Annotated in this window: 19 protein-coding genes; 16 read left to right on the top strand and 3 right to left on the bottom strand. The window is 67.3% G+C overall.

Annotation, left to right across the window (positions count from 1 at the left end):
* Nucleotides 1-13: 13 nt before the first annotated feature.
* The 12 genes from sepIVA to MKAN_RS23015 all read left to right on the top strand — a co-directional run bounded on the left by sepIVA (nucleotide 14) and on the right by MKAN_RS23015 (nucleotide 15423).
* On the top strand, nucleotides 14-751 hold the full coding sequence (gene sepIVA, locus MKAN_RS22960; protein WP_036391957.1) for a cell division protein SepIVA: 738 nt from the start codon (nucleotides 14-16) through the stop codon (nucleotides 749-751).
* Nucleotides 752-848: 97 nt separating this feature from the next.
* Nucleotides 849-1442 carry a YceD family protein gene (locus MKAN_RS22965; protein ID WP_080674136.1) on the top strand — a complete coding sequence of 198 codons (594 nt, stop codon included), beginning with the start codon at nucleotides 849-851 and terminating at the stop codon, nucleotides 1440-1442.
* A complete protein-coding gene (gene rnc, locus MKAN_RS22970) occupies nucleotides 1439-2164 on the top strand; it encodes a ribonuclease III (RefSeq protein WP_023372277.1) in 726 nt (241 codons plus the stop codon). The genes MKAN_RS22965 and rnc overlap by 4 nt, the downstream gene beginning before the upstream one ends.
* Entirely contained in the window at nucleotides 2165-3016 is an 852-nt protein-coding gene (gene mutM / locus MKAN_RS22975) for a DNA-formamidopyrimidine glycosylase (protein WP_023372278.1), read from the top strand.
* 121 nt (nucleotides 3017-3137) lie between these two features.
* Nucleotides 3138-3551 carry an OsmC family protein gene (locus MKAN_RS22980; RefSeq protein WP_023372279.1) on the top strand — a complete coding sequence of 138 codons (414 nt, stop codon included), beginning with the start codon at nucleotides 3138-3140 and terminating at the stop codon, nucleotides 3549-3551.
* Nucleotides 3538-3819 carry an acylphosphatase gene (locus MKAN_RS22985; protein WP_023372280.1) on the top strand — a complete coding sequence of 94 codons (282 nt, stop codon included), beginning with the start codon at nucleotides 3538-3540 and terminating at the stop codon, nucleotides 3817-3819. Before MKAN_RS22980 ends, MKAN_RS22985 begins: the two co-directional genes overlap by 14 nt.
* A gap of 755 nt (nucleotides 3820-4574) precedes the next feature.
* Nucleotides 4575-5999, top strand: coding sequence for an EspA/EspE family type VII secretion system effector (locus MKAN_RS22990; RefSeq protein ID WP_023372281.1), 1425 nt, complete (start codon nucleotides 4575-4577; stop codon nucleotides 5997-5999).
* Nucleotides 6000-6054: 55 nt separating this feature from the next.
* Nucleotides 6055-9660 (top strand): chromosome segregation protein SMC, encoded by a 3606-nt coding sequence (gene smc / locus MKAN_RS22995; RefSeq protein ID WP_023372282.1) that lies wholly within the window; start codon nucleotides 6055-6057, stop codon nucleotides 9658-9660.
* Nucleotides 9661-9717: 57 nt separating this feature from the next.
* Nucleotides 9718-11007: a signal recognition particle-docking protein FtsY gene (gene ftsY / locus MKAN_RS23000; protein WP_023372283.1), complete on the top strand. Its 1290-nt coding sequence runs from the start codon at nucleotides 9718-9720 to the stop codon at nucleotides 11005-11007.
* A gap of 142 nt (nucleotides 11008-11149) precedes the next feature.
* A complete protein-coding gene (locus MKAN_RS23005) occupies nucleotides 11150-12583 on the top strand; it encodes an ammonium transporter (RefSeq protein ID WP_023372284.1) in 1434 nt (477 codons plus the stop codon).
* A complete protein-coding gene (glnB, locus tag MKAN_RS23010) occupies nucleotides 12580-12918 on the top strand; it encodes a nitrogen regulatory protein P-II (RefSeq protein WP_023372285.1) in 339 nt (112 codons plus the stop codon). Before MKAN_RS23005 ends, glnB begins: the two co-directional genes overlap by 4 nt.
* 57 nt (nucleotides 12919-12975) lie before the next feature.
* The gene (locus tag MKAN_RS23015; protein ID WP_023372286.1) at nucleotides 12976-15423 is read left to right on the top strand and encodes a [protein-PII] uridylyltransferase; all 2448 of its coding nucleotides are present in this window, start codon (nucleotides 12976-12978) and stop codon (nucleotides 15421-15423) included.
* 11 nt (nucleotides 15424-15434) lie between these two features.
* Here the strand turns inward: MKAN_RS23015 and MKAN_RS23020 are convergent, their stop codons facing one another.
* The gene (locus tag MKAN_RS23020) at nucleotides 15435-17156 is read right to left on the bottom strand and encodes a DEAD/DEAH box helicase (RefSeq protein ID WP_023372287.1); all 1722 of its coding nucleotides are present in this window, start codon (nucleotides 17154-17156) and stop codon (nucleotides 15435-15437) included.
* A gap of 430 nt (nucleotides 17157-17586) precedes the next feature.
* On the opposite strand from MKAN_RS23020, the gene MKAN_RS23025 reads away from it, so the two are divergent.
* Both MKAN_RS23025 and MKAN_RS23030 read left to right on the top strand, forming a co-directional pair.
* The gene (locus MKAN_RS23025; RefSeq protein ID WP_023372288.1) at nucleotides 17587-17790 is read left to right on the top strand and encodes a hypothetical protein; all 204 of its coding nucleotides are present in this window, start codon (nucleotides 17587-17589) and stop codon (nucleotides 17788-17790) included.
* A 208-nt stretch (nucleotides 17791-17998) separates the two neighbouring features.
* On the top strand, nucleotides 17999-18841 hold the full coding sequence (locus MKAN_RS23030; protein WP_023372289.1) for a GerMN domain-containing protein: 843 nt from the start codon (nucleotides 17999-18001) through the stop codon (nucleotides 18839-18841).
* A 110-nt stretch (nucleotides 18842-18951) separates the two neighbouring features.
* On the opposite strand, the gene MKAN_RS30775 is transcribed toward MKAN_RS23030, so the two are convergent.
* On the bottom strand, nucleotides 18952-19116 hold the full coding sequence (locus MKAN_RS30775) for a hypothetical protein (protein ID WP_023372290.1): 165 nt from the start codon (nucleotides 19114-19116) through the stop codon (nucleotides 18952-18954).
* Nucleotides 19117-19299: 183 nt separating this feature from the next.
* On the opposite strand from MKAN_RS30775, the gene MKAN_RS23035 reads away from it, so the two are divergent.
* On the top strand, nucleotides 19300-22461 hold the full coding sequence (locus tag MKAN_RS23035) for a type 2 lanthipeptide synthetase LanM family protein (RefSeq protein ID WP_023372291.1): 3162 nt from the start codon (nucleotides 19300-19302) through the stop codon (nucleotides 22459-22461).
* Nucleotides 22462-22508: 47 nt separating this feature from the next.
* Here MKAN_RS23035 and MKAN_RS30780 read toward each other — a convergent pair whose 3' ends face one another.
* Entirely contained in the window at nucleotides 22509-22673 is a 165-nt protein-coding gene (locus MKAN_RS30780) for a hypothetical protein (RefSeq protein ID WP_023372290.1), read from the bottom strand.
* Between the two features lie 183 nt (nucleotides 22674-22856).
* On the opposite strand from MKAN_RS30780, the gene MKAN_RS23040 reads away from it, so the two are divergent.
* A complete protein-coding gene (locus tag MKAN_RS23040; RefSeq protein ID WP_023372292.1) occupies nucleotides 22857-26021 on the top strand; it encodes a type 2 lanthipeptide synthetase LanM family protein in 3165 nt (1054 codons plus the stop codon).
* Nucleotide 26022: the final 1 nt, after the last annotated feature.

The following is a 26022-nucleotide window of genomic DNA, read 5'->3' on the forward strand; positions in this document are numbered from 1 at the left end:
GGAGGATATGGCCGTGTACCGAGTCTTTGAAGCGCTCGACGAATTGAGCGCAATTGTCGAAGAAGCCCGCGGCGTGCCGATGACGGCGGGCTGCGTGGTGCCACGCGGCGACGTGCTCGAGCTGATCGACGACATCAAGGACGCGATTCCCGGCGAACTCGATGACGCGCAGGACGTACTCGACGCCCGCGATTCGATGCTGCACGACGCAAAAGCGCATGCCGACTCCATGGTTTCCGCGGCGACCACCGAGGCGGACTCGATGCTGAACCATGCCCGCGCGGAGGCGGACCGGATTCTGTCCGACGCGAAATCCCAGGCCGATCGAATGGTGGGTGAAGCGCGCCAGCACAGTGAGCGGATGGTCGCGGACGCCCGAGAGGAGGCGATGCGCATTGCCGCCTCAGCCAAGCGGGAGTACGAGGCCAGCATCAGCCGGGCCAAGTCCGAATGCGATCGACTGATCGAAAGCGGCAATATCTCCTACGAGAAGGCGGTGCAAGAGGGCATCAAGGAGCAGCAGCGCCTGGTGTCGCAGAACGAGGTCGTGCAGGCGGCCAGTGCGGAGGCCACCCGCCTGATCGACACGGCGCACGCCGAGTCCGACCGGCTGCGCGGCGAATGCGATGTCTACGTGGACACCAAGCTTGCCGAGTTCGAAGAAATGCTCAACGGCACACTCCGGTCCGTCGGGCGAGGCCGTCATCAGCTTCGCACCGCTGCCGGTACGCACGACTACGCAACGCGCTAGTCGAGTTCCCGCCGCGGGAGGGTCGGCCCGGCAGTGGGTTCGGCGCGGCGGGCGGGGATTCCCGCCAGAGCCCGGCGCGCGCCGTAGGATCTCTGCTATGGCGAGGCAGCACAGCCAGACAGCCCACGGACGTCTGAGCGCGCCGATGGCGATTGACATCGCCCGGCTGGGGCGTCGCCCCGGGGCCATGTTCAGCGTGCAGGACACCGTGGACAGCCCCACCCGCATCGGCGTGGAGCTGATCGCCATCCAGCGGGGTGCGCCGCTGGCCCTGGACCTGCGGGTGGAATCGGTTTCGGAGGGAGTGTTGGTCACCGGGACGGTTACCGCCCCCACTATCGGGGAGTGCTCTCGCTGCCTGACCGCAATTGAGGGCCGGGTACGGGTTGCTCTGACCGAACTGTTCGCCTATCCCAACAGCACCACCGCGGCCACCACCGAGGAAGACGAGGTCGGGCACGTCGTCGACGAGAAGATCGATCTCGAGCAGTCGATCATCGACGCGGTTGGCCTGGAACTGCCGTTTTCCCCGGTGTGCCGCCCCGACTGCGCCGGGCTATGCCCGCAGTGTGGTGTCGTGCTGGACACGGACCCCGACCATCACCATGACCAGATCGACCCCAGGTGGGCGAAACTGGCCGAAATCGTCACGGCACAGAGCCCCGACGCCGCGGATCGAGGTGAGCGGTGACGGCGTCACGGCAGAGCCTGCTCGACGCGCTCGGTGTCGACCTCTCCGATGAACTTCTGTCACTGGCGTTGACGCACCGCAGCTATGCCTACGAGAACGGCGGGCTACCGACCAACGAGCGGCTGGAGTTTCTCGGCGACGCGGTCCTGGGGCTGACCATCACCGACGAGCTCTACCACCGCCACCCTGACCGTTCCGAAGGCGACCTGGCAAAACTGCGAGCCAGCGTGGTCAATACCCAAGCGCTGGCTGACGTCGCGCGCAACCTGTCGGATAACGGCCTCGGTGTGCACATCCTGCTGGGCCGCGGCGAGGCCAACACCGGTGGAGCCGACAAGTCCAGCATCCTGGCGGATGGCATGGAATCGCTGCTGGGCGCGATCTATCTGCAGCACGGCATCGAGGTGTCGCGCAAGGTGATCCTGAAGTTGTTCGGGCCGCTGCTGGACGCGGCGGCGACGCTGGGTGCCGGGCTGGACTGGAAGACCAGCTTGCAGGAGCTGACCGCGGCGCGCGGGCTGGGCACCCCGTCCTACCTGGTCACCTCCACCGGCCCGGACCATGACAAGGAGTTCACCGCGGTGGTCGTCGTGATGGACGCCGAGTACGGGTCGGGTATGGGTCGGTCCAAAAAAGAAGCCGAGCAGAAAGCCGCATCAGCCGCCTATAAGGCGCTCGAGGCATTGGACGTGCTGGACACGGCTGGGAAACCTTCGCCCTAGATGCCCGAACTACCTGAGGTCGAGGTGGTGCGGCGTGGCTTGGCGGCCCATGTGGTAGGCAAGACGATGACCGCGGTTCGGGTCCATCACCCCCGTGCGGTACGGCGCCACGAGGCCGGACCCGCCGACCTGACGGCGCGGCTGCTGGGCGCGCGAATTACCGGAACCGACCGGCGCGGCAAGTACTTGTGGTTGACGCTGAATAGCCCGGATAGCGCACTTGTGGTGCACCTGGGCATGAGCGGGCAGATGTTGCTGGGGGTAGTGCCGCGCTCCGACCACGTCCGGATCTCCGCCCTGCTCGACGACGGGACCGTGCTGAGCTTCGCCGACCAGCGCACCTTCGGCGGATGGCTGCTTGCCGACCTGGTGACCGTGGACGGCAGTGTGGTGCCGGCGCCGGTCGCCCACCTGGCGCGGGATCCGCTCGACCCGCGGTTCGACGCCCGTGCCGTCGTCGAAGTGTTGCGGGGCAAGCATTCCGAGCTCAAGCGCCAGCTCCTGAACCAAGAGGTGGTCTCCGGAATCGGCAATATCTACGCCGACGAGGCGCTGTGGCGGGCCAAGGTGAACGGCGCCCGGGTGGCCGCCACGCTGACCCGCCGGCAACTGGGCGCCGTCCTTGATGCCGCCGCCGAGGTGATGCGGGAAGCGCTGGCCAAGGGCGGGACGTCGTTCGATTCGCTGTATGTCAATGTCAACGGCGAGTCGGGCTATTTCGACCGATCGCTGGACGCCTATGGGCGCGACGGCCAGAACTGCCGGCGCTGCGGCGCGGTGATTCGCCGGGAGAAGTTCATGAACCGCTCGTCGTTCTACTGTCCCCGATGCCAGCCGCGGCCGCGGCGTTAGCGCATCGAGATCGGCGAGATCATCGAGATCAACGTCAGCGTGGTGCGCCCTCGAACTTTTCCGCGCTGCCGTCGATCTCGGCGCGAACAGGACGCGAGTAGAACCCGGTAGAAAGAAGCACATGACGCAACTGTGGGTCGAACGCACCGGTACTCGCCGCTACACGGGATACAGCTCGCGCGGCGCGCAGGTGCTCGTTGGCTCCGAAGACATCGACGGGGTGTTCACCCCCGGTGAGCTGATGAAGATCGCGCTCGCCGCGTGCAGCGGCATGTCCAGTGATCAGCCGCTGGCCCGCCGTCTCGGCGACGACTACCAGGCGGTGATCAAGGTATCGGGTGCGGCCGACCGCGACCAGGAGCGCTATCCGCTGCTCGAGGAAACCCTGGAGCTCGACCTGTCGGGTCTGGCCGCCGAGGAGAAGGAGCGCCTGCTGTTGGTCGTCGACAGGGCCATCGACCTGGTGTGCACCGTCGGGCGCACCTTGAAGTCGGGCACCGCCGTCAACGTCGAGGTCACCGATGTCGGCACCTGATGTACGGCTGACCGCGTGGGTGCACGGCCGGGTCCAGGGCGTCGGTTTCCGCTGGTGGACCCGCTGCCGGGCGCTGGAGCTGGGCCTGATCGGCTACGCGGCCAACCAGACCGACGGCCGCGTGCTGGTGGTCGCCCAGGGGCCGCGTGAGTCGGGGGAGCAGTTGCTGAGGCTGCTGCAGGGCGGCGCCACCCCTGGACGGGTGGATAAGGTCGTCGCCGACTGGTCGCAGTCTACGGAGCCGATCGTCGGATTCAGCGAGCGCTAATCCTCGGCGACGATGCGCGCTGCGACTGAGGGTGCGGGAGCACCGCCACCCTGCCGGTGGTGATTCGGATGCGCCGCTAGCAGTGCGGGTCGGTATTGCCGATCGGGTCCCCGACGGTGATGGGGTAGGCGGATGAGGGCTTCGGGGGCCGTGAGGGTCGGGCATGGCGTGGGTGTGCGCCGAGGGCGTTAGGGTCTTGGCTCTAAGCCCTGGGGTCGGGTCTGGTGGTCAGTACGCCATTCAGGTGGCAGTTCCGCTGCGGCTGGCCACGGTGTTGGACCGAAACTGTTTATCTCCGGGACGGAATTGCCGTCCGAGGTGACGCCATTCCCTTACCCGGCGGCCTGCCCGTGTGAAATATCTCACGTAGCAGAAACGATAACAAGCGGGACATACCTCGCTGCCAGAGCGCTATGAGCTGCGCGAACGCCGGTTATTTCTGCCATTGTCGCCCGCGGCTATGAGCAAGACACCAGTTCCTCTGAAATGTGACGAGATCGTCTGAAACCGCTATCGTCTCCGAGGCTCGTCAACTTCGAAGTGACGTGCCGTCCCTTCCTGCAACGCGCCCAGCTCCATCCAGCAGGCGAGGGATTCCGACCACGGATGGAGGCGGGGGACCCACCAGTTCCGCCGAGATCGGACCGGGGCCTGTTCACCGCTCCTTGGGGTCAAGCCGACGTACTCACACCGAAGTACGACACTGGCCGGGTGACGTCTCTGGTTTGAATCCAACCCGGACCCGACAGCCGACTTTGCAGGCGTGCACCGAGAGGAAAGTTCAGACCATGACTGCCCCGATGGACCCGGCGTTAATTCAGCTTATTCATCAGCTTGAGGAGACAATTGATACGCGCACCCAGCAGATCCACCACCTTCTCAACCTTACCGGCGAACAGGCTGGTGAAATAGGCGAATTAACGGCGGAGCAGAACCGACAAAGAGTACTTCAGCAGGCGCGAAAAGAACTAGCGGAAGAATGGGGACGACAGTGGTGGGGAGTCGCCATTTGCGTTGTGACCGAGGTTCTTCTTAGCGGCGTGCAGATAGGCCTTGGAGCTGGATTTCCCGATCGCGGTGACGGCTTGGCCAGTGGTGCGTCGATGTTCAGCGAGGTCGGTGACCGGATCGCGGCTCTGCATGCCCCGGACGGTGGTTGGCAGGGCTCGGCGGCGCGAGCCTATTCAGTCCAGAACCTCGCACAGTCACGTCGCGTGCAGGTAATGGCTGAACTCGACCGTCTCGCCGCCGACATGGTTTCCGCTCAGGCCCAGGTGGTCGGGAACAATCGCCTGGTCACGGGCGTGGCGCAGGGGGCCGTTGGCGCTACGGCACTCTATTGTCTCCATCTTGAACAAGCCGCGTATGTAGGACTTGCTGCGGGGAACATTGCAGCGGCGCTCGCCGGTCTACGTCTTTCGCGTACAGTCGCCCTCGGCGTATGCGGTCTCGCGCTGGCCACCGTCGGTGGTTTCCTGATCGATTTGGCGGTCAGGACATCGCGGAACGCAACCGAGCTGCTGGTGGTGACGCGGCGGGCGACGGATGTGTTGGCGGCGTTGCCTTCATTGTCCGACCCCGTTCCCGGGGTGGCCGATGTCGACATCCCCCGATCGGATTCCCCTGCCGGATTCGATGTCCCCGCCCTCACTTTGCCTCCCTCGGTCGCGAGCTCGCCGGATGTCACCGCGCCGCTTCCGGGCACGCCCGATGCCGTCGGTGTTTTCGCTGACTTACCCGGCTCGCCCGAGTTCAGCGGGCCCACGTCGCCGATCCCTGGATTCCCCGATTTCGGCGCACCCGACATGCCCATCCCCGTCTTGGCCGGCTTGCCCGACTTGTCGGGCGGCGTGGCCGGCCTGGCGGGCCTTGGCTTGGCCAACCCGCCGGCCGTAACCAAACCGCCCGCTATGGATCAGCTGAGGGCAGCCCTGAGTCGGCTGACCGGACTCTCGGGCGCCGCCGGCGGGCCAAGCCAACTCGCCGGCGTGGACGATCAACGGGCACAGATGATCTCCTTGCTGGCCCAGCAGGGCGTCCAGCCGGGGGCAAGCCCGGCCGATCACGTCACCAACGACGACGCCAGCGCGGGCGCCGCTTCGGGACCAACCGGCGCGTGGCGCGCTCCTGTCGACGCCGCGACCGGCCCCCCCCAACAACCCCAGCAGCGCGTCTCGTGATGCCACCCCCGCTCGGCGTGTTACTGTCCCACGCGGCTAGGTAATCTGGCTGCTCGTGTACCTCAAGAGTCTGACGCTGAAGGGCTTCAAATCCTTCGCCGCGGCAACGACTCTGCGGTTCGAGCCGGGTATCACCGCCGTCGTCGGTCCCAACGGATCCGGCAAGTCCAACGTGGTCGACGCGCTGGCGTGGGTGATGGGGGAGCAGGGGGCCAAGACCCTGCGCGGCGGCAAGATGGAAGACGTCATCTTCGCCGGCACCTCGTCGCGTGCCCCGCTGGGCCGGGCCGAAGTCACCGTCACCATCGACAACTCCGACAACGCGCTGCCGATCGAGTACACCGAGGTGTCGATCACCCGGCGGATGTTCCGCGACGGCGCCAGCGAATACGAAATCAACGGCAGCAGTTGCCGTTTGATGGACGTGCAGGAGCTGTTGAGCGACTCCGGCATCGGCCGCGAGATGCATGTGATCGTCGGGCAGGGCAAGCTCGACGAGATCCTGCAGTCGCGGCCCGAGGAGCGCCGGGCCTTCATCGAAGAAGCTGCGGGCGTGCTCAAACATCGCAAGCGCAAAGAGAAGGCGCTGCGCAAACTGGACGCGATGGCGGCCAACCTGGCCCGGCTCACCGATCTGACCACCGAACTGCGCCGCCAGCTCAAGCCGCTGGGCCGCCAGGCCGAGGTGGCTCGGCGTGCGGCGACCATCCAGGCCGACCTGCGCGACGCCCGGCTGCGGCTGGCCGCCGACGATCTGGTCGGCCGGCGTGCTGAGCGCGCATCGATTTTGGACGCCGAGAACGCGATGCGTCGCGAACATGACGAGGCCGCCGCGCGGTTATCGGTGGCCGCCGAGGAGCTGGCCGCACACGAGGCCGCGCTGACCGAGCTCTCCCAACGGGCCGAGGCGGTACAGCACACCTGGTTCGGCCTTTCGGCCCTGGCCGAACGGGTGGGCGCGACGGTACGCATCGCGAGCGAGCGCGCTCAGCATCTCGATGTCGAGCCGGTGGCGGCCAGCGATACCGACCCCGAGGCGCTGGAAGCCGAGGCCGAGCGGGTGGCCGCCGCCGAGCAGCAGTTGCTGGCGGAACTCGCTGCCGCGCGTACCCGGCTGGATGCCGCGCGGGCCGAGCTCTCCCAGCGGGAGCGCCAAGCCGCCGAGGCCGACCGCGCCCATCTGGCGGCGGTCCGCGCGGAGGCCGATCGGCGCGAGGGGCTGGCGCGCCTGGCCGGGCAGGTGGAAACCATGCGGGCACGCGTGGAGTCGATCGACGACAGCGTCGCGAGGCTGTCTGAACGGATCGACGAGGCCGCCGCGCGTGCTCAGCAGGCTCGCGCGGAATTCGAAGCCGTGCAGGGCCGCGTCGGCGAATTGGACCAGGGCGAGGTCGGCCTGGACGAGCAGCACGAGCGGACGGTGGCCGCATTGCGGCTGGCCGATCAGCGGGTGGCCGAACTCCAGGTGGCCGAACGCGACGCCGAACGCCGGGTGGCGTCGCTGCGGGCCCGCATCGACGCCCTCTCGGTGGGACTGGACCGCAAGGACGGCGCGGCGTGGCTTGCCCGCAACCACGGTGGCGCGGGAGTTCTCGGGCCGATCGCCCAGCTCGTCAAGGTCCGCCCGGGCTATGAGGCCGCACTGGCGGCGGTGCTGGGAGCGGCGGCCGATGCGCTGGCCGTCGACGGCCCCGGCGCGGCTCGCGCCGCGGTCAGCGCGCTCAAGGAGGCCGACGGCGGCCGGGCGGCGCTGGTGTTGAGTGACTGGCCGGCCCCGGACAATCCCGCCCCGGAGTTACCTGGCGGCGCGCGGTGGGCACTGGATCTGATCGAGGCGCCGCCGCGATTGCGCGGGGCGATCACCGCGATGCTTTCGGGCGTCGTGGTGGTCAACGACCTGGCCGAGGCGCTGAACCTGGTGGCGGTTCGGCCCCAGCTGCGAGCCGTCACCCTGGACGGTGACCTGGTCGGAGCCGGCTGGGTGAGTGGCGGGTCCGACCGCAAGCCCAGCACGTTGGAGATCACTTCCGAGATCGACAAGGCCCGCACCGAGCTGGCCGCGGCCGAGGCGCAGGTGGCTCACCTGAGTGCGGCGCTGTCCGGCGCACTGACCGAACAAGCGGCTCGCCAGGACTCGGCCGACCAGGCGCTGGCCGCGCTCAACGAATCCGACGCCACCATTTCGGCGACCTACGAGCAGCTGGGCCGGCTCGGTCAGGACGCGCGTGCGGCCGAGGAAGAGTGGACCAGGCTGCTGCGGCAGCGCGAGGAACTGGAAGACGGGCGGGCGCAGACGCTCGAGGAGGTCATCGAGCTCGAGACCAGGCTGCGCAACGCCCAACAGACCCAACACGTGCAGGCGGCTGAGCCCAGCACGGCAGCAGCCAGGGAGGCGATCGCGGCTGCGACCGAAAGCGCGCGGGCCGTTGAAGTGGAGGCGCGATTGGCGGTGCGGACCGCCGAGGAGCGCGCCAATGCCGTTCGGGGAAGAGCAGATTCGCTGCGCCGCGCGGCTGCGGCCGAACGGGAGGCGAGGCTGCGGGCCCAGCAGGCGCTGGAAGCGCGACTGCGCTCGGCGGCGGTGGCCGCGGCCGTCGCCGAGTCCGGGCGGCTGTTGGCGGGGCGATTGAACCAGGTGGTGGCCGCGGCGTCGCAACTTCGTGACGAGCTCGCCGCCGAACGCGGGCAGCGGTTGGCGGCGATGGCGGCGGTTCGCGAGGAGACCAACACGTTGAGCGCGCGGGTGGCTGCGCTGACCGATTCGCTGCACCGTGACGAGGTGGCAGATGCCCAGGCGGCAATGCGAATCGAGCAGCTCGAACACATGGTGCTGGAGCAGTTCGGGATGGCGCCGGCCGATTTGATCGCCGAGTACGGTCCCGAGGTTCCGCTGCCGCCCACCGAGCTGGAGATGGCCGAGTTCGAGCAGGCCCGCGAACGCGGCGAGCAGGTGGTCGCGCCCGCCCCGATGCCGTTCGACCGCGCTACCCAGGAGCGCCGGGCCAAACGCGCCGAACGTGACCTGGCCGAACTCGGCAAGGTCAATCCGCTGGCCCTCGAGGAGTTCGCGGCGCTGGAAGAGCGCTACAACTTCCTGTCCACCCAACTCGAGGACGTCAAGGCCGCCCGCAAGGATCTGCTTGACGTCGTCGCCGACGTCGACGCCCGCATCCTGCAGGTTTTCAGCGATGCGTTCGTCGACGTGGAACGCGAATTCCGGGTCGTGTTCGGCTCGCTGTTCCCCGGCGGCGAAGGCCGACTGCGGCTGACTGCGCCCGACGACATGCTGACCACCGGTATCGAGGTGGAAGCCCGTCCGCCGGGTAAGAAGGTCACCCGGCTGTCGTTGCTGTCCGGTGGGGAGAAGGCGCTGACCGCGGTGGCGATGCTGGTGGCGATCTTTCGGGCCCGACCGTCGCCGTTCTACATCATGGACGAGGTGGAGGCCGCCCTGGACGACACGAACCTGCGGCGGCTTCTCGGCCTTTTCGAACAGCTGCGCGACCGATCTCAGCTCATCATCATCACGCACCAGAAGCCGACGATGGAAGTCGCGGATGCCCTCTACGGCGTGACCATGCAAGGTGATGGCATCACCGCGGTGATCTCGCAGCGCATGCGGGGTCAGCAGCTGGATGAGCTGGTCGCCAATTCTTCGTGACGGTGACCCGTAGCGTGGGGCCCGGGCGCCCCGGTAAGCCCCTGGAAGGATGTCAGTGTGTCGGAAGGTCTGTGGATCGCCATTGCGGTCGTCGCCGTCCTGGTCGTCATCGCCGCGCTGGTCATCGGCCTGGTGCGCTATCGCCGTCGCCGGATCCGCCTGTCGACCCAGCCGAAACCGGGGGTAATCGACCGTTCGGGCGGCTACACGGCGTCGTCCGGCATCACCTTCAGCCAGACGCCCTCGGCTGTCGAGACCGTCGAACCGGCCGATCGGATCGACACCAGCGGACTGCCCGCAGTCGGCGACGATGCGACCCTCCCGCGTGACGCCGTCAAACGCACCATCTCCGATGTCCATCTCCCCGAGGTCGAGCCCGGACCCGAGACCGTTGCGCCGCCGGTAGCGCCGGAAGTCGAGGCGATCGAGCCGCCGGAAGGGCGGTTGGAGCGGCTGCGCGGGCGGCTCGCCAAGTCGCAGAACGCCTTCGGCCGCAGCATGCTGGGTTTGCTCGGCGGCGGCGACCTGGACGAGGACTCCTGGCAGGACGTCGAGGACACCTTGCTGGTCGCCGATCTGGGCCCGGTGGTCACCCAGTCGGTGGTGTCGCAGCTGCGCAGCAGGCTGGCCAGCGCCGATGTGCGTTCCGAGGCGGATGCCCGGGCCGTGCTACGAGAGGTCCTCGTCAAAGAACTGCAGCCGATCATGGACCGCTCGATCCGGGCGCTGCCGCACGCCGACCATCCCTCGGTGTTGCTGGTGGTGGGTGTCAACGGCACCGGCAAGACCACCACCGTCGGTAAGTTGGCGCGGGTGCTGGTGGCCGACGGCCGGCGGGTCGTGCTCGGCGCGGCCGACACCTTCCGGGCCGCGGCGGCCGATCAACTGCAGACCTGGGCGGCCCGGGTGGGTGCGGAGGTGGTGCGCGGGGCCGAAGGCGCCGACCCGGCATCGGTGGCCTTCGATGCCGTCGACAAGGGCATCGCACACGGCGCAGACGTCGTGCTCATCGACACCGCCGGCCGGCTGCACACCAAGGTTGGGTTGATGGACGAACTCGGCAAGGTCAAGCGGGTGGTTACCCGCCGTGCCGCCGTTGACGAGGTACTGCTGGTGCTCGACGCCACGATCGGGCAGAACGGACTGGCGCAGGCCAGGGTTTTCGCCGAAGTCGTCGACATCACCGGCGTGGTGCTCACCAAACTGGACGGAACGGCCAAGGGCGGCATCGTCTTCCGCGTCCAACAGGAGCTTGGCGTGCCGGTCAAGCTGGTCGGGCTCGGTGAAGGCCCCGACGACCTGGCGCCGTTCGAACCGGCCGCCTTCGTCGACGCCCTGCTCGGCTAGCAGCTCTTACACAGCAAGTTTTACGTTAATCCTCACGAAACATCGCCGCACCATCGCCGCAACAACTACTGCGCATGGTTCTGGATCAGGTCGCCAGTCATAGTCCTGGGGCCCTCCCAACGCTGACTGGAGGTGATAGCGAGTGGACCAATTCCCGATCATGGGCGTGCCCAACACCGGCGATACGGCCTGGATGCTGGCGAGTTCCGCCCTCGTGCTGTTGATGACGCCGGGCCTGGCTTTCTTTTACGGCGGCATGGTGCGCGCCAAGAGCGTGCTGAACATGATCATGATGAGCGTCAGTGCGATGGGCGTCGTCACCGTGCTCTGGGTGCTCTACGGCTACTCGATGGCGTTCGGCGACGACGTCGGCAACATTGCCGGCAACCCGACCGAATACTGGGGCCTGAAGGGCCTGATCGGTGGCAACGCGGTGGCCGCCGATCCCGCGACGCAAACCGCGGCGGTGAACATCCCGTTGGCCGGCACCCTGCCGGCCACCGTGTTCGTGGCATTCCAGCTGATGTTCGCGATCATCACGGTTGCCTTGATCTCGGGTGCGGTGGCCGACCGGCTCAAGTTCGGTGCCTGGCTGGCGTTCGCCGGGCTTTGGGCGACGTTCGTCTACTTCCCGGTGGCGCACTGGGTCTTCGCGTTCGACAAATTCGCCTCCGCGCACGGCGGCTGGATCGCCAACAAGCTGCATGCCATCGACTTCGCCGGGGGCACCGCGGTCCACATCAACGCCGGTGTGGCCGGCCTGGTCCTGGCGATCGTGCTGGGCAAGCGCAAGGGCTGGCCCACGACGCTGTTCCGGCCGCACAACCTGCCGTTCGTGATGCTCGGGGCCGGGCTGCTGTGGTTCGGCTGGTACGGGTTCAACGCCGGGTCGGCCACCAGTTCAAACGGCGCCGCCGGGTCGACGTTCATCACGACCACCGTCGCGACCGCCGCGGCCATGCTGGGCTGGCTGCTCACCGAGCGCATCCGCGACGGCAAGGCCACGACGCTGGGTGCGGCCTCGGGCATCGTCGCCGGGCTGGTCGCCATCACCCCGTCCTGTTCGTCGGTCAACGTTCTGGGCGCATTGGCGGTCGGCGCGGTGGCCGGTGTGCTGTGTGCCCTGGCGGTCGGGCTGAAATTCAAGTTCGGTTTCGACGACTCGCTGGATGTGGTCGGGGTACACCTGGTCGGCGGTCTGGTGGGCACGTTGCTGATCGGTCTGCTGGCCGCACCCGAGAGTGTGGCCATCAACGGCGTGGCCGGAGTGTCGAAGGGGTTGTTCTACGGCGGCGGGTTCGCGCAGCTGGAACGGCAAGCGGTCGGCGCGTTCAGCGTTCTGGTCTACTCTGGCGTCGTCACGCTTATCTTGGCTCTTATCCTGAAGTACACCATCGGGCTGCGGTTGGGTGCGGAGGAAGAATACGCGGGCATCGACGAGGCTGAGCACGCCGAGAGCGGCTATGATTTCGCGGTCACCAGCGGTTCGGTTCTTCCCCGTCCCGGCCCGGCGCTGGGTTCGCGTAACGGCCTGGAAGAGCGAGTGAGCGAGAAAGTGGAGGCGGAGCCGAAATGAAGCTGATCACCGCGATCGTCAAGCCGTTCACCCTCGACGACGTCAAGGCCAGCCTCGAGGACGCCGGCGTCCTGGGGATGACCGTCAGCGAAATCCAGGGCTATGGACGGCAGAAGGGCCACACCGAGGTCTACCGGGGTGCGGAATACTCGGTCGATTTCGTGCCCAAGGTCCGGGTCGAAGTCGTCGTCGACGATTCCATTGTCGACAAGGTCGTCGACAGCATCGTGCGGGCGGCGCGCACCGGCAAGATCGGCGACGGGAAGGTGTGGGTCAGCCCCGTGGACACCATCGTGCGGGTACGCACCGGTGAACGCGGACCGGACGCGCTGTGAGAGTCGCCGCGCATTGCTGAACAGATCTGGGACGGGCCGGCGCCGGCCCCACCCGGGATGACTCCCGACCAGCCAGGTCAGTGCGGAACCGCCTGCCCGGCAAGCGATTTGGTTGCCGGACGGCGCCAATTGCTTTCCCACGACCAGCGGGCACCGCATCCTGCGGAGCTGCGACAGGCCTGGCTGGACCTGCACGAGTCCTGGCTGACCGCCAAGGCCGCAGAAATCGGGATCACCGACGACAGCGGGTTCGCGATCGTCGGGGTCGGTGGGCTCGGCCGACGCGAGCTGCTGCCGCATTCCGACCTGGATCTGCTGCTGGTGCACGACGGCAAGCCTGCCGAGGTGCTGGGGGAGGTCGCCGACAAGCTGTGGTACCCGTTGTGGGACGCCAACATTCGGCTCGACCACAGCGTGCGAACCGTTCCCGACGCGCTGGCTGTGGCCAATTCCGACCTGGTGGCCGCCCTGGGCATGCTGGAAGCCCGTCACATCGCCGGCGACAAGCGACTTTCCGACGGGTTGATCGAAGGCGTGCGGCGGCAATGGCGCAGCGGAATACGTTCGCGCATGGACGAACTCGTCGAAATCACACATGACCGTTGGTTGCGTTACGGCCGCATCGCCCAGCGCGCCGAACCCGACCTCAAGTCGGGTCGCGGTGGCCTTCGTGACGTGCAGTTGCTCAACGCGCTGGCGATCGCGCAGCTCATCGACCGCCACGGCATGGCCGCTCCGGGCCTGCCGGTGGGTTCGCTGGACGACGCCTACCTCACGCTGCTCAACGTGCGCACCGAACTGCACCGGGTATCGGGCCGCGGACACGATCTGCTGCTGGCCCAGCACGCCGACGACATCAGCGCAGCCCTGCATTTCGGCGACCGATTCGACCTGGCGCGAATGCTGTCCGGCGCCGGCCGCACCATCGCCTACCACTCCGAAACCGGGCTGCGCACCGCCGTCAACGCGTTGCCGCGGCGGGGCATCTCGGCCTTGCGGCACCGGCCGAAGCGGCGGCCGCTCGACGAGGGCGTGGTCGAATACGCCAGCGAGATCGTGCTGGCCCGTGACGCTCACCCCGAACGTGATCCCGGGCTGATGCTGCGCGTGGCCGCCGCCGCGGCCGACACCGGACTGCCCATCGGCGCCGCTACCTTGAGCCGGCTGGCCACGTGCACTCCGGAGCTGCCGACGCCCTGGCCGCGTGAGGTATTGGACGACCTGCTGGTGGTACTGCTGGCCGGCCCCACCGCGGTGGGGACGATCGAAGCGCTCGACCGCACCGGGTTGTGGGGCCGATTGCTGCCGGAATGGGGCAGCATCCGCGACCTCCCGCCCCGCGATGTCGCCCACAAATGGACCGTGGACCGTCATGTGATCGAGACCGCCATCCATGCCGCGCCGCTGTCTACCCGAGTGGCGCGACCCGATCTGCTGGCGCTCGGCGCGCTGCTGCACGACATCGGGAAGGGCAGGGGCGCCGATCACAGCGTGCTCGGCTCCGAAATGGTCATGCAGATCGGCGAACGGCTGGGTCTGCCGCCCGCGGACATCGACGTGCTGTCCAAGCTGGTGCGTCACCACTTGCTGCTACCCGTGGTAGCCACCCGAAGCGACTTGAACGACCCGAAAACCATCGAGGGCGTATCCGAGGCCCTGGGCGGAGACCCGCAACTGCTGGAGGTGCTGCACGCGCTGACGGAGGCGGACTCGAAGGCCACCGGCCCGGGAGTATGGAGTGACTGGAAGGCTTCGCTGGTCGAAAAACTGGTGTCACGCTGCCGGATGGTGATGGCTGGTGAGGCGCTGCCGCAGGCGAAACCGCTTGCGCCACATTATCTTTCACTGGCAGCCGATCACGGGGTGCACGTGGAGATCGGACCCGGCGACAGCGCGCGGATGTACCAGGTGGTGATGGTCGCACCGGACAAACCGGGGTTGGTCTCCAAAGCCGCCGCCGTGCTGGCGCTGAATTCGCTGGGCGTCCATTCCGCGGCGGTCAACAGCCACGACGGCGTTGCGATCACCGAATTCGTGGTGTCCCCGCTGTTCGGTTCGCCGCCGGCGGCCGAACTGCTGCGCCAGCAGTTCGTCGGTGCCCTCGGCGGCGATGTCGACGTGCTGGCCATGGTCGAAAAGCGGGACAGCGAGGCCAGCAGTTTCGCATCCGAACGAGCCGGTGAGGTGGTGGCCGGAGTGCCGGTCACGCGTTCGGCCGCCCCGCCGCGCATCCTGTGGCTCCAATCCGCGATCCCCGGCCAGCTCCTCCTTGAGGTTCGTGCCATGGATAGACCGGGATTGCTCGCGCTGCTCGCGCACGCCCTGGAGCGCGCGGGCGCCGATATCCGGTGGGCCAAGGTCAACACTTTCGGGTCGACCGCGGCCGACGTTTTCTGCGTGACCGTTCCCGGGGAGTTCGACGTACCTGCTGCGGTCGAGCAGCAGCTGTCGGCGGTGCTGGGTACCCCCGCCGACGTATTGGTCGACGAGCCCGTCGGCGATTAGCCCGGCCCCGGTCACAGCTGCTCGGCGTTCAACTGGTGCAACGCTTCGATGCGCGCCTTGAGCTGCTCGCGGGTTGCGGCGGCGATCGGCGGGCCGCCGCAGCGGCGGCGAAGTTCGTTGTGTATCCAGCCGTGCGGCCGGCCGGTGCGGTGATGAGCTATCGCCACCAGGCTGTTGAGCTCGCGGCGCAGCTCGCGGAGTTGGCCGTGGGTGGTAGCCGGCTGGGCCGGGCCCGACTGCGCGGCCGCGTGCTGAAGGCGGGCCCGCCTTTGGAGCTGCTCGTCCTGGCGCCGGTGCAGCAGGGCGCGCATCTGCTCCGCGTCGAGCAGCCCCGGGATGCCGAGGTAGTCGGCCTCCTCGTCGCTTCCCGCCGGAGTGGCGGTGCCGAACGACGACCCGTCGAAGATGACCTGATCCAATTCGGCGTCGGCTCCCAGTGCGGTGAAGCCGGTTTCACCCGGTTCGGTTTGCGTCCTGGTGGCGGGATCACCGGTAAGTGGATCGTCGCCCGATTCCCGGTGCGGCTTGCCCAGCACATGGTTGCGCTGGGCCTCCAGCTCGCTGGCCAGCTGCAGCAGGCTGGGAACCGACGGCAGGAAGATGCTTGCGGTTTCACCGGGTCGGCGTGACCGCACGAACCGGCCAACCGCCTGCGCGAAGAACAGCGGTGTCGACGCACTGGTGGCATAGATCCCGACCGACAGGCGAGGGACGTCGACGCCTTCGGAAACCATTCGCACGGCGACCAGCCACCTGTTGGTGCTCGAGGCGAATTCCGCTATGCGGGAGGAAGATCCGGGATCGTCGGAGAGGACGACGGTGGGCGCTTCGGACGTCAGCTTGGTCAGCAACCCGGCATAGGCTCGGGCCGCCGTCCGGTCCGAGGCGATGATCATGCCGCCGGCGTCGGGCACCTGGGCGCGCAGTTGACGCAGCCGCTGGTCGGCGGCGGTGATGACCGCCGGCATCCACTCGCCGGCAGGGTCCAGCGCCGTGCGCCAGGCCCGTGCGGTCTGCTCGGCCGACAATGGCTCACCCAGGCGCGCCTCATGCTCCTCGCCGGCGCTGTCGCGCCAGCGCGCCTGCCCGGAGTAGGCGAGGAACACCACCGGCCGGACCACGCCGTCGGCAAGGGCTTCGGCATAGCCGTAGGTGTGGTCGGCTTGGGAACGCAGCACCCCGTCCCCGTCGGGCGCATAGCTGACGAACGGGATCGGACTGTCGTCGCTGCGAAACGGTGTGCCCGTCAGGCCAAGCCGGCGGGAGGCGTCGCCGAACGCCTCCCGGATGGCGTCGCCCCAGGCCTTGGCATCGCCGCCGTGGTGGATCTCGTCGAAAACGACCAGCGTCTTGCGTTGTTCGGTGCGCACTCGGTGCAGCGTCGGATGCGCGGCGACCTGGGCGTAGGTGACGACGACGCCGTGGTACTCCGGTGAGGTCTGGGGGTTGGAGTTGGTGAACCTGGGGTCCAGGGCCAGCCCGTGCCGCGCGGCGGCCTGTGCCCACTGAATTTTCAGGTGCTCGGTGGGCACCACGACGGTGACCTGCTCGACCGCGCGATGGCTCAGCAATTCGGCCGTGATCCGCAGGGCGAACGTCGTCTTGCCCGATCCGGGGGTGGCCACGGCCAGGAAATCCCGCGGCTCGGCGGCCAGGTACTTGACGATTGCGCGGCGCTGCCAGCCCCGCAACGGCCGACTGCCTTCGGCGTCGGCGTGACTGACCTGCTGCATCGAACACTGCCCCCCAGATGCTCACCCGCGCGTGGCGGTTCACGTTCACGCCGTCACATGGCTCCGCACGCCGACCCGACGCGCTGGCATGTCGCGGCACAACACGCGGGGAGCCGTTGTCGGCACACCGGCGGGCGCGACGAATACGTTGCGGGTCGGATCAGTGCGGCTGGGCCGCGAGTGTGAAATCTAGCATGGCAACGCTTTTCGGTGCAGTCGCGACATGGGTCACGTCCGGATCGGCCCGCCGCGTTCTTCGGGCCGACGGTTGCGCCGGAGACGTCACATCGCTGAAAGCGGGTATCGGTGTGAAGGTTGGCCGGCGTCGGGTTGGTCCGGAATACGCGTATTACGAGTTGTTCGCAGACCCCTCGATGCTGGCCGCTCAGTTCCTCAGGGACGTCAGTGCCAGGCATCCACACCCCGTGCCGTGCCCGGAGGGCAACCCTCGCCCGGGCCCTGGGGGTACGACAGCGCGCCGAACACGACCGCCGGTTCGACCCTGTGCGGACGCGTCGAAGGCGGCGACGATGTCGCGGTCGAGTGGACGAAAGACCGCGACCTGCTCCTGGCTCTGGCCAGCGGACCCGACCTCGCCGGCCTGTACAACTGGTGGAAAGCCAACCGATCGTAATAGGTGGCGCGGCCTGCTCTACGGTGGGCGGGCTGGCCCATCGCCGAACACGGATGGCTCCACCGCATGATGTGACCCGATCCGGGGTGCGGTTTGGGCAGGGGAGCGACGCCAGGAGGCGCCAGGAGGCGCCAGGAGGCGCCAGGAGGCGCCAGGAGGGGCCATTCGTCCCTGGCGCACCACGATGTTCTGGTGGCACTCTCAGCCCATGCGGCGGGCACTGTGCTTGATCTCGGCCATCGGCTGGTTATACGCGGGAGCTGCATGCGCCACGCACCAGCCGCCGGCTGCGACTACGTCGTCGAAGTCCGGTGCGACGTCGACGGCGCCGACGACGATGCCCGGTACCGGCGTTGCCCTTCGGGTCTACTTCGTGCGGGCTGGCAAGGTCGCCACTGCCGGGCGGAACGCGGCCGATCCCCACTCATCCATGGCAGCCGAACTTGCGGTCCGGGCGCTACTGGCGGGGCCCGACGACTTCGAGCGGGGAATCGGCCTGTCGACGGAGATTCCGGCCGCCACCAAGCTGCTGGGCCTCAACGTCGCGGGCGGCACCGCGACTGTCGACCTGTCCAATGACTTCCGGGCCGACGGCGCCGCGTTGTCCGCTGTCCCGATGCAGCTGCGTGTCGCCGAGGTCGTCTGCACGCTCACCCAGTTCGCCGGCGTCGACCAGGTAACCATCACCGTCGACGGGAAGCCGCTGGATGGGGCGGCCAACCTCAAACGCGCCGACGTCGACGCCGTGCTACCGAGGATTCTGATCGAGTCTCCGGTGCCCGGGGAAGCTGTGACGTCACCGTTGAAGGTCTCCGGAATCGCCAACGTCTTCGAGGGAACGGTCACGTATTCGGTCAACGCCCCGGACGGCGCCGAACTCGACCAGGGTTTCACCACGGTGACGGGGCTGGAATGGGGAAACTGGGGCCCCTTCGCATTCACCTCGAATTACTCGACGCAACAGCATGGCCTGGGCCGTGTCACCGTCTGGGAAGTGAGCATGAAGGACGGATCCCACCGCAACGTCTACGAGGTTCCGGTGAACTTCTGACCCAATCCGGGTAGCCCTAGACAGCTCGGCAACTCGATTGCCAAGAGAATCAGGCTCTTTCGACAGACGAGTGATCAGACCGACCAGGGGTGTGAATGGTGTTGGGGGGCTTATTCTTTGCAGGGGTTGCACAGGGTGGTGACTGACCAGGTGCATTGGGTGGTGTCTTCGATGCCGCTGCTGATGCCGGCGGCGGCTTCGATGGCTTCGTCGGAGAAGTTGAAGGCGAAGATGTCGTCGTCGAGTTGGGGGAATTGCATGGTGGTGTGGTTCATCGGGGTGGTCCTTTCTGGGTGTGGGTGGTTGGTGGACTTTTACTGTCTGTCGTAGTGGTGTGGGCTTGTAGGGACTTTGGTCCTCAAGGTGGGCGCTGATGGTCGTCGGGTGTTTTGGTGGGTGTGGTGGCCAATTATGGTGGTGGGGCGGGGTTTACGCCGGGTTGCGGCGAAAGGGACGGGATGGACGCGTTTTTTGAGCGGGTGTTGGTGGGTGCGGCCAGTGTTGATGAGTTGTTGTCGCGGGATTTCGAGTCGGTGCCGGGGCAGAAGTCGGATGCTGATCGGGCGGGGCGGCGGTTGGCGGCGTGGTGTCGGTCGTGTGCCAGTGGTGATTGGCGGCAGTTTGCTCGGCGGTTGGATCGCGATGGCTGGGATTTTGCGTTGGTGTTGGAGCGGTTTGCCGGTGTTCGGCGGGTTTCGTCGGCGCCGGTGCCGGGGTGGTTGCAGGATGCGGTGTGGATCGAGGCGGCGCTGCGGGGGGTGGATGCCGGTGGTGGTGGGGGGTTGGGGTGTGCGTTTGAGCAGTTGTTGATGCCGGTGGTGGTGCAGGCTGAGGCGCGGTTGTGGTCGGCGGTGGCGGCGCCGGTGGCCGGGTTGTTTGGTGAGGGTGGGCGGGCGAGTTTGCGTCGGGCGTTGGTGGAGCAGCTTTCGCAGTTGTGTGCGCCGGCGTTGTATGCGTTGTTCGATACTGCGCGTGCGGGGTCGTTGAGTTATGGGCAGTTCGTGGTGGATATGCGGGGGCAGGGGTTTCGGCGGTTGTTTGAGGCCAAGCCGGTGTTGTTGCGGCTGATGGCGGTTGTGACTCGGCAGTGGATCGATGCCAGCGCGGAGTTGGTGGTGCGGTTGGGTGCGGATTCGGCGGTGATCGGTGCTGAGTTGTTGGGTGCGCCGGAGGCGGGTCGGGTGGCCCGTGTCGAGGGTGGGCTTGGTGATTTGCACAATGGCGGTCGGTCGGTGCATGTCGTGGTGTTCGAGGATGGTACTCGAATTGTGTATAAGCCCAAGGATTTACGGGTCGACGTCGCGTGGTGTGCGTTGGTGGAGCGGCTCAACGCGGTGGCGCCGGTCAGGTTGCGGGCGGTGCGGGCGCTGGCCCGCGACGGTTACGGGTGGACCGAGTTCGTCGAGCATGCGCCCTGCGCCGATGATCGCGACGTCCAGACCTACTTCACCCGGGCCGGTGCATGGCTGGCGCTGTTCTATTGCTTTGCCGCCGGCGACATGCACCAGGAGAACATCATCGCCGCCGGCGCCCACCCCGTACCCATCGACATCGAAACCATCCTGCAGGCCACCATCGACCGGCCCGATGCCGGAGATCCGGAGAGCGACGCCCATCGGGCCGCCGTGGAGACCATCGCCAACTCCGTCATGATGGTCCGCCTGATCCCGTCCTACCTGCGTTATCCCGACAATGAGGTCGGGGCTATCGGCGGGTTGCTGTCGGATTGGGCGCCCGCTGAAGGAATCCGCTGGACCGACGTCAACACCGACGCGATGCGCCCGGCCAGACCGCGTGAAACCGACAGCACCACACCGAACTTGCCGCACCTGGCCGGCCGCTACGCCAAGTTCGCCGACCACGTCGAGGCTTTCGTCGAGGGCTTCCGGGCCTATGCGGGGTTCCTGGCCGAGTGGCGTGCCGACGCTGCGACGGGCGGGCTCTTCGAAGGCTTCGTCGGCCTGCCGGTCCGAAAACTACTGCGTCCCACCAGGTTCTACGCCATGCTGCTGCAGCGGCTGAAGGACCCACGGCGCATGGACGACGGCGTCATCTGGTCTGCACAGGCCGACTTCGTTGCCCGGCTGTCCGATTGGGACAAGGACATCGATCCGCAGTCGCCGCTCGTGCGGGCGGAACGCTCAGCGCTGCTGGCGTTGAACACTCCGTATTTTGTGATGCCCAGCGACACCACCGACATCCGTGACGTCACCGGCATTTCGGTCCATGCCACCGGCGTATCCGGCATGGGCCACGCACTGGCCCTGGCCGGCGGCCTCGACGGCGCGGGGATCGAGTGGCAGGTCACCATCATCCGGCAGAACATGGAATCCTTCGCGCGGGGCCGCATATCCGCGGAAGCGGTCGGGCCGGAGCCGACAGAAAGCCCCGACGTAGACGGTGTGCCGACGACAGAGATGTTTCGCTGCGAGGCGGACCGGATCGCCGAGGACCTGTCGCGGTACGCGATTCGCCGGGGACGCAGCGCAGCATGGATCGCGCTCGACTGGCTGGGGGATTCCGAACTCTTCCAGCTGATCTGCCTGGGCCCCGGCCTCTACAACGGCGTGTCGGGTATCGGGGTCTTCCTGGCTGCCCATGCGGCGGTGACAGGTTGCGCCCGCTCGGGGGAACTGGCGCTGGCCGGATTGGCCCACGTTCGCAAGGAACTCAACAGCGGCAACGCGGCCCGCTTCGCCCGGTCGCTGGGAGTCGGCGCCGGTGGCGGTCTGGGATCGGTTATCTACTCGTTTGCCGTGATGTCAGCGTGCCTGCGAGACGATGGGCTGCTCGCCGATGCGCAGGTTGCGGCGGCGCTGCTCACCGACGACCTGATCGCGGCGGACAATCAACTTGACGTCATCGGCGGCAGCGCCGGTGCCGTCCTCGGGTTGCTTCGTCTGTACCGCGACACCGGATCGCGCGATCTGCTCGACCGCGCAGCCCGTTGCGGCGAGCACCTCTTGCGTCAACCGCGTATCGGCTCAGCGGGGCGTCGCAGCTGGAGCGGGCAGGGATCAGGGTCACTGGATCTCAACGGCATTTCTCACGGCGCAGCGGGTTACGCCTACGCCCTCGCCTCGTTGGCCGAGGCAACCGGAATCGACGAGTTCGCCGACGCCGCCGCGGAATGCATTGCGTTTGAAAACGCCAACTTCGACCCGCACCGCCACGCCTGGGCCGATCTGGACAGTAACGGAGAAAAGGTGTGGCCGTGTAAGTGGTGCCACGGATCTCCGGGCATCGGTTTGGCGCGCATCGCCATGGCCGGACTGCGACGAACCGATACCGCATTGCTGTACAACGACGTAACGCACGCGCTGACCGCCGTGGAGAACAGCTGGGCCGGCATCCGTCGGGACACCTTGTGCTGTGGCACCCTCGGCAGCGTCGAATTCCTCAGCGAAGCCGGAACCGTTTTGGGACGAGACGAATTGCGTGATCTGGCGGCACGGCACCTGGCCGGGGTCATCTCGGCCGCCGCCACTCGCGGCGATTACCGATGGAGCGGCGGTACCAGACGGTTCAACCCCGGAATGTTCCAGGGCCTGGCCGGTGTCGGCTACACGCTCCTGCGCCGGATCGATGACTCGCTTCCCAACGTCTTGGTGTGGGAATAGCCGCAGCGCACCGACCGGCACCAGGGGTGTGAATGGTGTTGGGGGGCTTATTCTTTGCAGGGGTTGCACAGGGTGGTGACTGACCAGGTGCATTGGGTGGTGTCTTCGATGCCGCTGCTGATGCCGGCGGCGGCTTCGATGGCTTCGTCGGAGAAGTTGAAGGCGAAGATGTCGTCGTCGAGTTGGGGGAATTGCATGGTGGTGTGGTTCATCGGGGTGGTCCTTTCTGGGTGTGGGTGGTTGGTGGACTTTTACTGTCTGTCGTAGTGGTGTGGGCTTGTAGGGACTTTGGTCCTCAAGGTGGGCGCTGATGGTCGTCGGGTGTTTTGGTGGGTGTGGTGGCCAATTATGGTGGTGGGGCGGGGTTTACGCCGGGTTGCGGCGAAAGGGACGGGATGGACGCGTTTTTTGAGCGGGTGTTGGTGGGTGCGGCCAGTGTTGATGAGTTGTTGTCGCGGGATTTCGAGTCGGTGCCGGGGCAGAAGTCGGATGCTGATCGGGCGGGGCGGCGGTTGGCGGCGTGGTGTCGGTCGTGTGCCAGTGGTGATTGGCGGCAGTTTGCTCGGCGGTTGGATCGCGATGGCTGGGATTTTGCGTTGGTGTTGGAGCGGTTTGCCGGTGTTCGGCGGGTTTCGTCGGCGCCGGTGCCGGGGTGGTTGCAGGATGCGGTGTGGATCGAGGCGGCGCTGCGGGGGGTGGATGCCGGTGGTGGTGGGGGGTTGGGGTGTGCGTTTGAGCAGTTGTTGATGCCGGTGGTGGTGCAGGCTGAGGCGCGGTTGTGGTCGGCGGTGGCGGCGCCGGTGGCCGGGTTGTTTGGTGAGGGTGGGCGGGCGAGTTTGCGTCGGGCGTTGGTGGAGCAGCTTTCGCAGTTGTGTGCGCCGGCGTTGTATGCGTTGTTCGATACTGCGCGTGCGGGGTCGTTGAGTTATGGGCAGTTCGTGGTGGATATGCGGGGGCAGGGGTTTCGGCGGTTGTTTGAGGCCAAGCCGGTGTTGTTGCGGCTGATGGCGGTTGTGACTCGGCAGTGGATCGATGCCAGCGCGGAGTTGGTGGTGCGGTTGGGTGCGGATTCGGCGGTGATCAGTGCTGAGTTGTTGGGTGCGCCGGAGGCGGGTCGGGTGGCCCGTGTCGAGGGTGGGCTTGGTGATTTGCACAATGGCGGTCGGTCGGTGCATGTCGTGGTGTTCGAGGATGGTACTCGAATTGTGTATAAGCCCAAGGATTTACGGGTCGACGTCGCGTGGTGTGCGTTGGTGGAGCGGCTCAACGCGGTGGCGCCGGTCAGGTTGCGGGCGGTGCGGGCGCTGGCCCGCGACGGTTACGGGTGGACCGAGTTCGTCGAGCATGCGCCCTGCGCCGATGATCGCGACGTCCAGACCTACTTCACCCGGGCCGGTGCATGGCTGGCGCTGTTCTATTGCTTTGCCGCCGGCGACATGCACCAGGAGAACATCATCGCCGCCGGCGCCCACCCCGTACCCATCGACATCGAAACCATCCTGCAGCCAACGATGGCGGAGCCCGCGGACCCCGATCCGGAAAGTCAGGCGTTTCGTGACGCGCTGACGCTCATTGCCGATTCGGCCATGAGCGTGGGCCTGCTCCCGTCCTACGAGCGGTCTCCCGACAACAAGATCTATGCCAGCGGCGGGTTGGTTTCCAACTGGAACGTCAAGGCACCGATCCGCTGGACGGACATCAACACCGACGACATGCGACCCACACGATCGACCGAAGCCGGCAAGACCACGCCGAACCTTCCGTACCTCGGCGGTCGCTACGCCAGGTTCATTGACCACTTGGAGACTTTCGTCGCGGGATTCCGGACCTACGCGCGGTTTCTCGCCCGGTGGCAGATCGATACGACGACGGGCGGGTTGCTCGACGGGTTCGCCGGCCTGCCGGTCCGCACCGTGGCCCGTCCGACCAAGTTCTACGCCATGCTGCTCGCGCGGCTCCACGACCATCGCAGCATGGATGACGGCGCACTGTGGTCCGCGCAGGCCGATTTCGTTGCCAGGCTGGCCGATTGGGACAAGGACGACGACCCCCGATGGCCGTTGCTGCAGGCCGAACGATCGGCCCTCATCACGTTGAACGTGCCGTTTTTCCTCTCGGCCAGCGATGGCGCCGACATTCGCGACCGCACCGGCACCTGCATCCGGCCGAACGGCGCGTCCGGACTGCAGCGCGCGTCGGCCCGAGTTCGCGGCCTCGACAGCGGCGAAATCGACTGGCAGGTCACGGTCATCCGGCAAAACATGGCGTCGTTCGTGAAAATGGCCGCATTGACGGCCGACAGCGGGGACCCGGCGCCGAACTCGGGCGAGAACATCGCAGACATCGCACCGACCCGGGAGATGTTCGTCGCGGAGGCCGATCGGGCCGCCGCCGAGCTGGTGCGATACGCGGTACGCCGGGGACCGTCCGCGGCGTGGATCGCGCTCGACTGGTCGAGCGACTCCGACACCTTCCAGCTGATCTGCCTGGGCCACGACCTTTACAACGGCGTGTCGGGCATTGCGCTCTTCCTCGCCGCGCATGCGGCCGTGACGGGGAGTGCTCCGTCAAGCGAGTTGGCGCTGGCCGCAGTTGCGCACCTGCGCAAGGAATTTCGAGGCGGAAATGCGGCGCCGGCGGCGCGCGCGCTGGGACTGGGCGGCGGTAGCGGCCTGGGGTCGATCGTCTATGCACTCGCCGTCATGTCGAAGTGCCTGCGCGATGACGCACTGCTGGCCGACGCGCACATGGTGGCGGCGCTGATCACCGACGACCTGATCTCCGCCGACAGGCAATTGGACGTCATGGGCGGCAGCGCCGGCGCGATCCTCGGCCTGCTTCGGCTCTATCGCGACACCCGCTGCGGCGACGTGCTCGCGCGCGCGGCGCGGTGCGGCGAGCACCTGCTGGGTGAACGCAGGGTCGGGCCCCAGGGGCGCCGCAGCTGGAGCAGACCCGATTCCGGGAAGGCGCTCAACGGGATATCGCATGGCGCGGCCGGCTTTGCCTACGCTCTGGCCGCACTGGCGGCGGCGACGGGGCGCGAGGATTTCGCGCTGGCCGCATCCGAATGCGTCGCGTTCGAGAACTCCAGCTACGACCCGGGACGGCACAACTGGCCCGATCTGCGCGGAGACGAAGACATGCGCTGGCCCAGCCAGTGGTGCCATGGAGCCCCCGGTATCGGTCTGGCACGCATCGCCATGGCCAGGCTGCCCGGGGCGGATACGGCGGTTCTGACCGCCGACATCCGCAATGCCGCGGTGGCGGTGGAAAGCCAATGGTCGGTCCAACTGCGGGACACGCTGTGCTGCGGCGCGCTGGGTAGCGTCGAATTTCTTTCCCAAGCGGGAATAGCCTTGGACCAAAACGATCTTCGCGAGCTGGCGGCGCGTCGCCTGGCCGGTGTCATCTCGGCCGCCGGCGAACGCGGCGACTACCGGTGGACCGCCGGCAACAGCCGCTTCAACCCCGGAATGTTCCGCGGGCTCGCCGGCGTCGGTTACACCGCCCTACGCCAGGTTGACGATTCGCTGCCCAACGTCTTGGTGTGGGAATAGT

This window comes from Mycobacterium kansasii ATCC 12478, from assembly GCF_000157895.3.
GTDB classification, from domain to species: domain Bacteria; phylum Actinomycetota; class Actinomycetes; order Mycobacteriales; family Mycobacteriaceae; genus Mycobacterium; species Mycobacterium kansasii.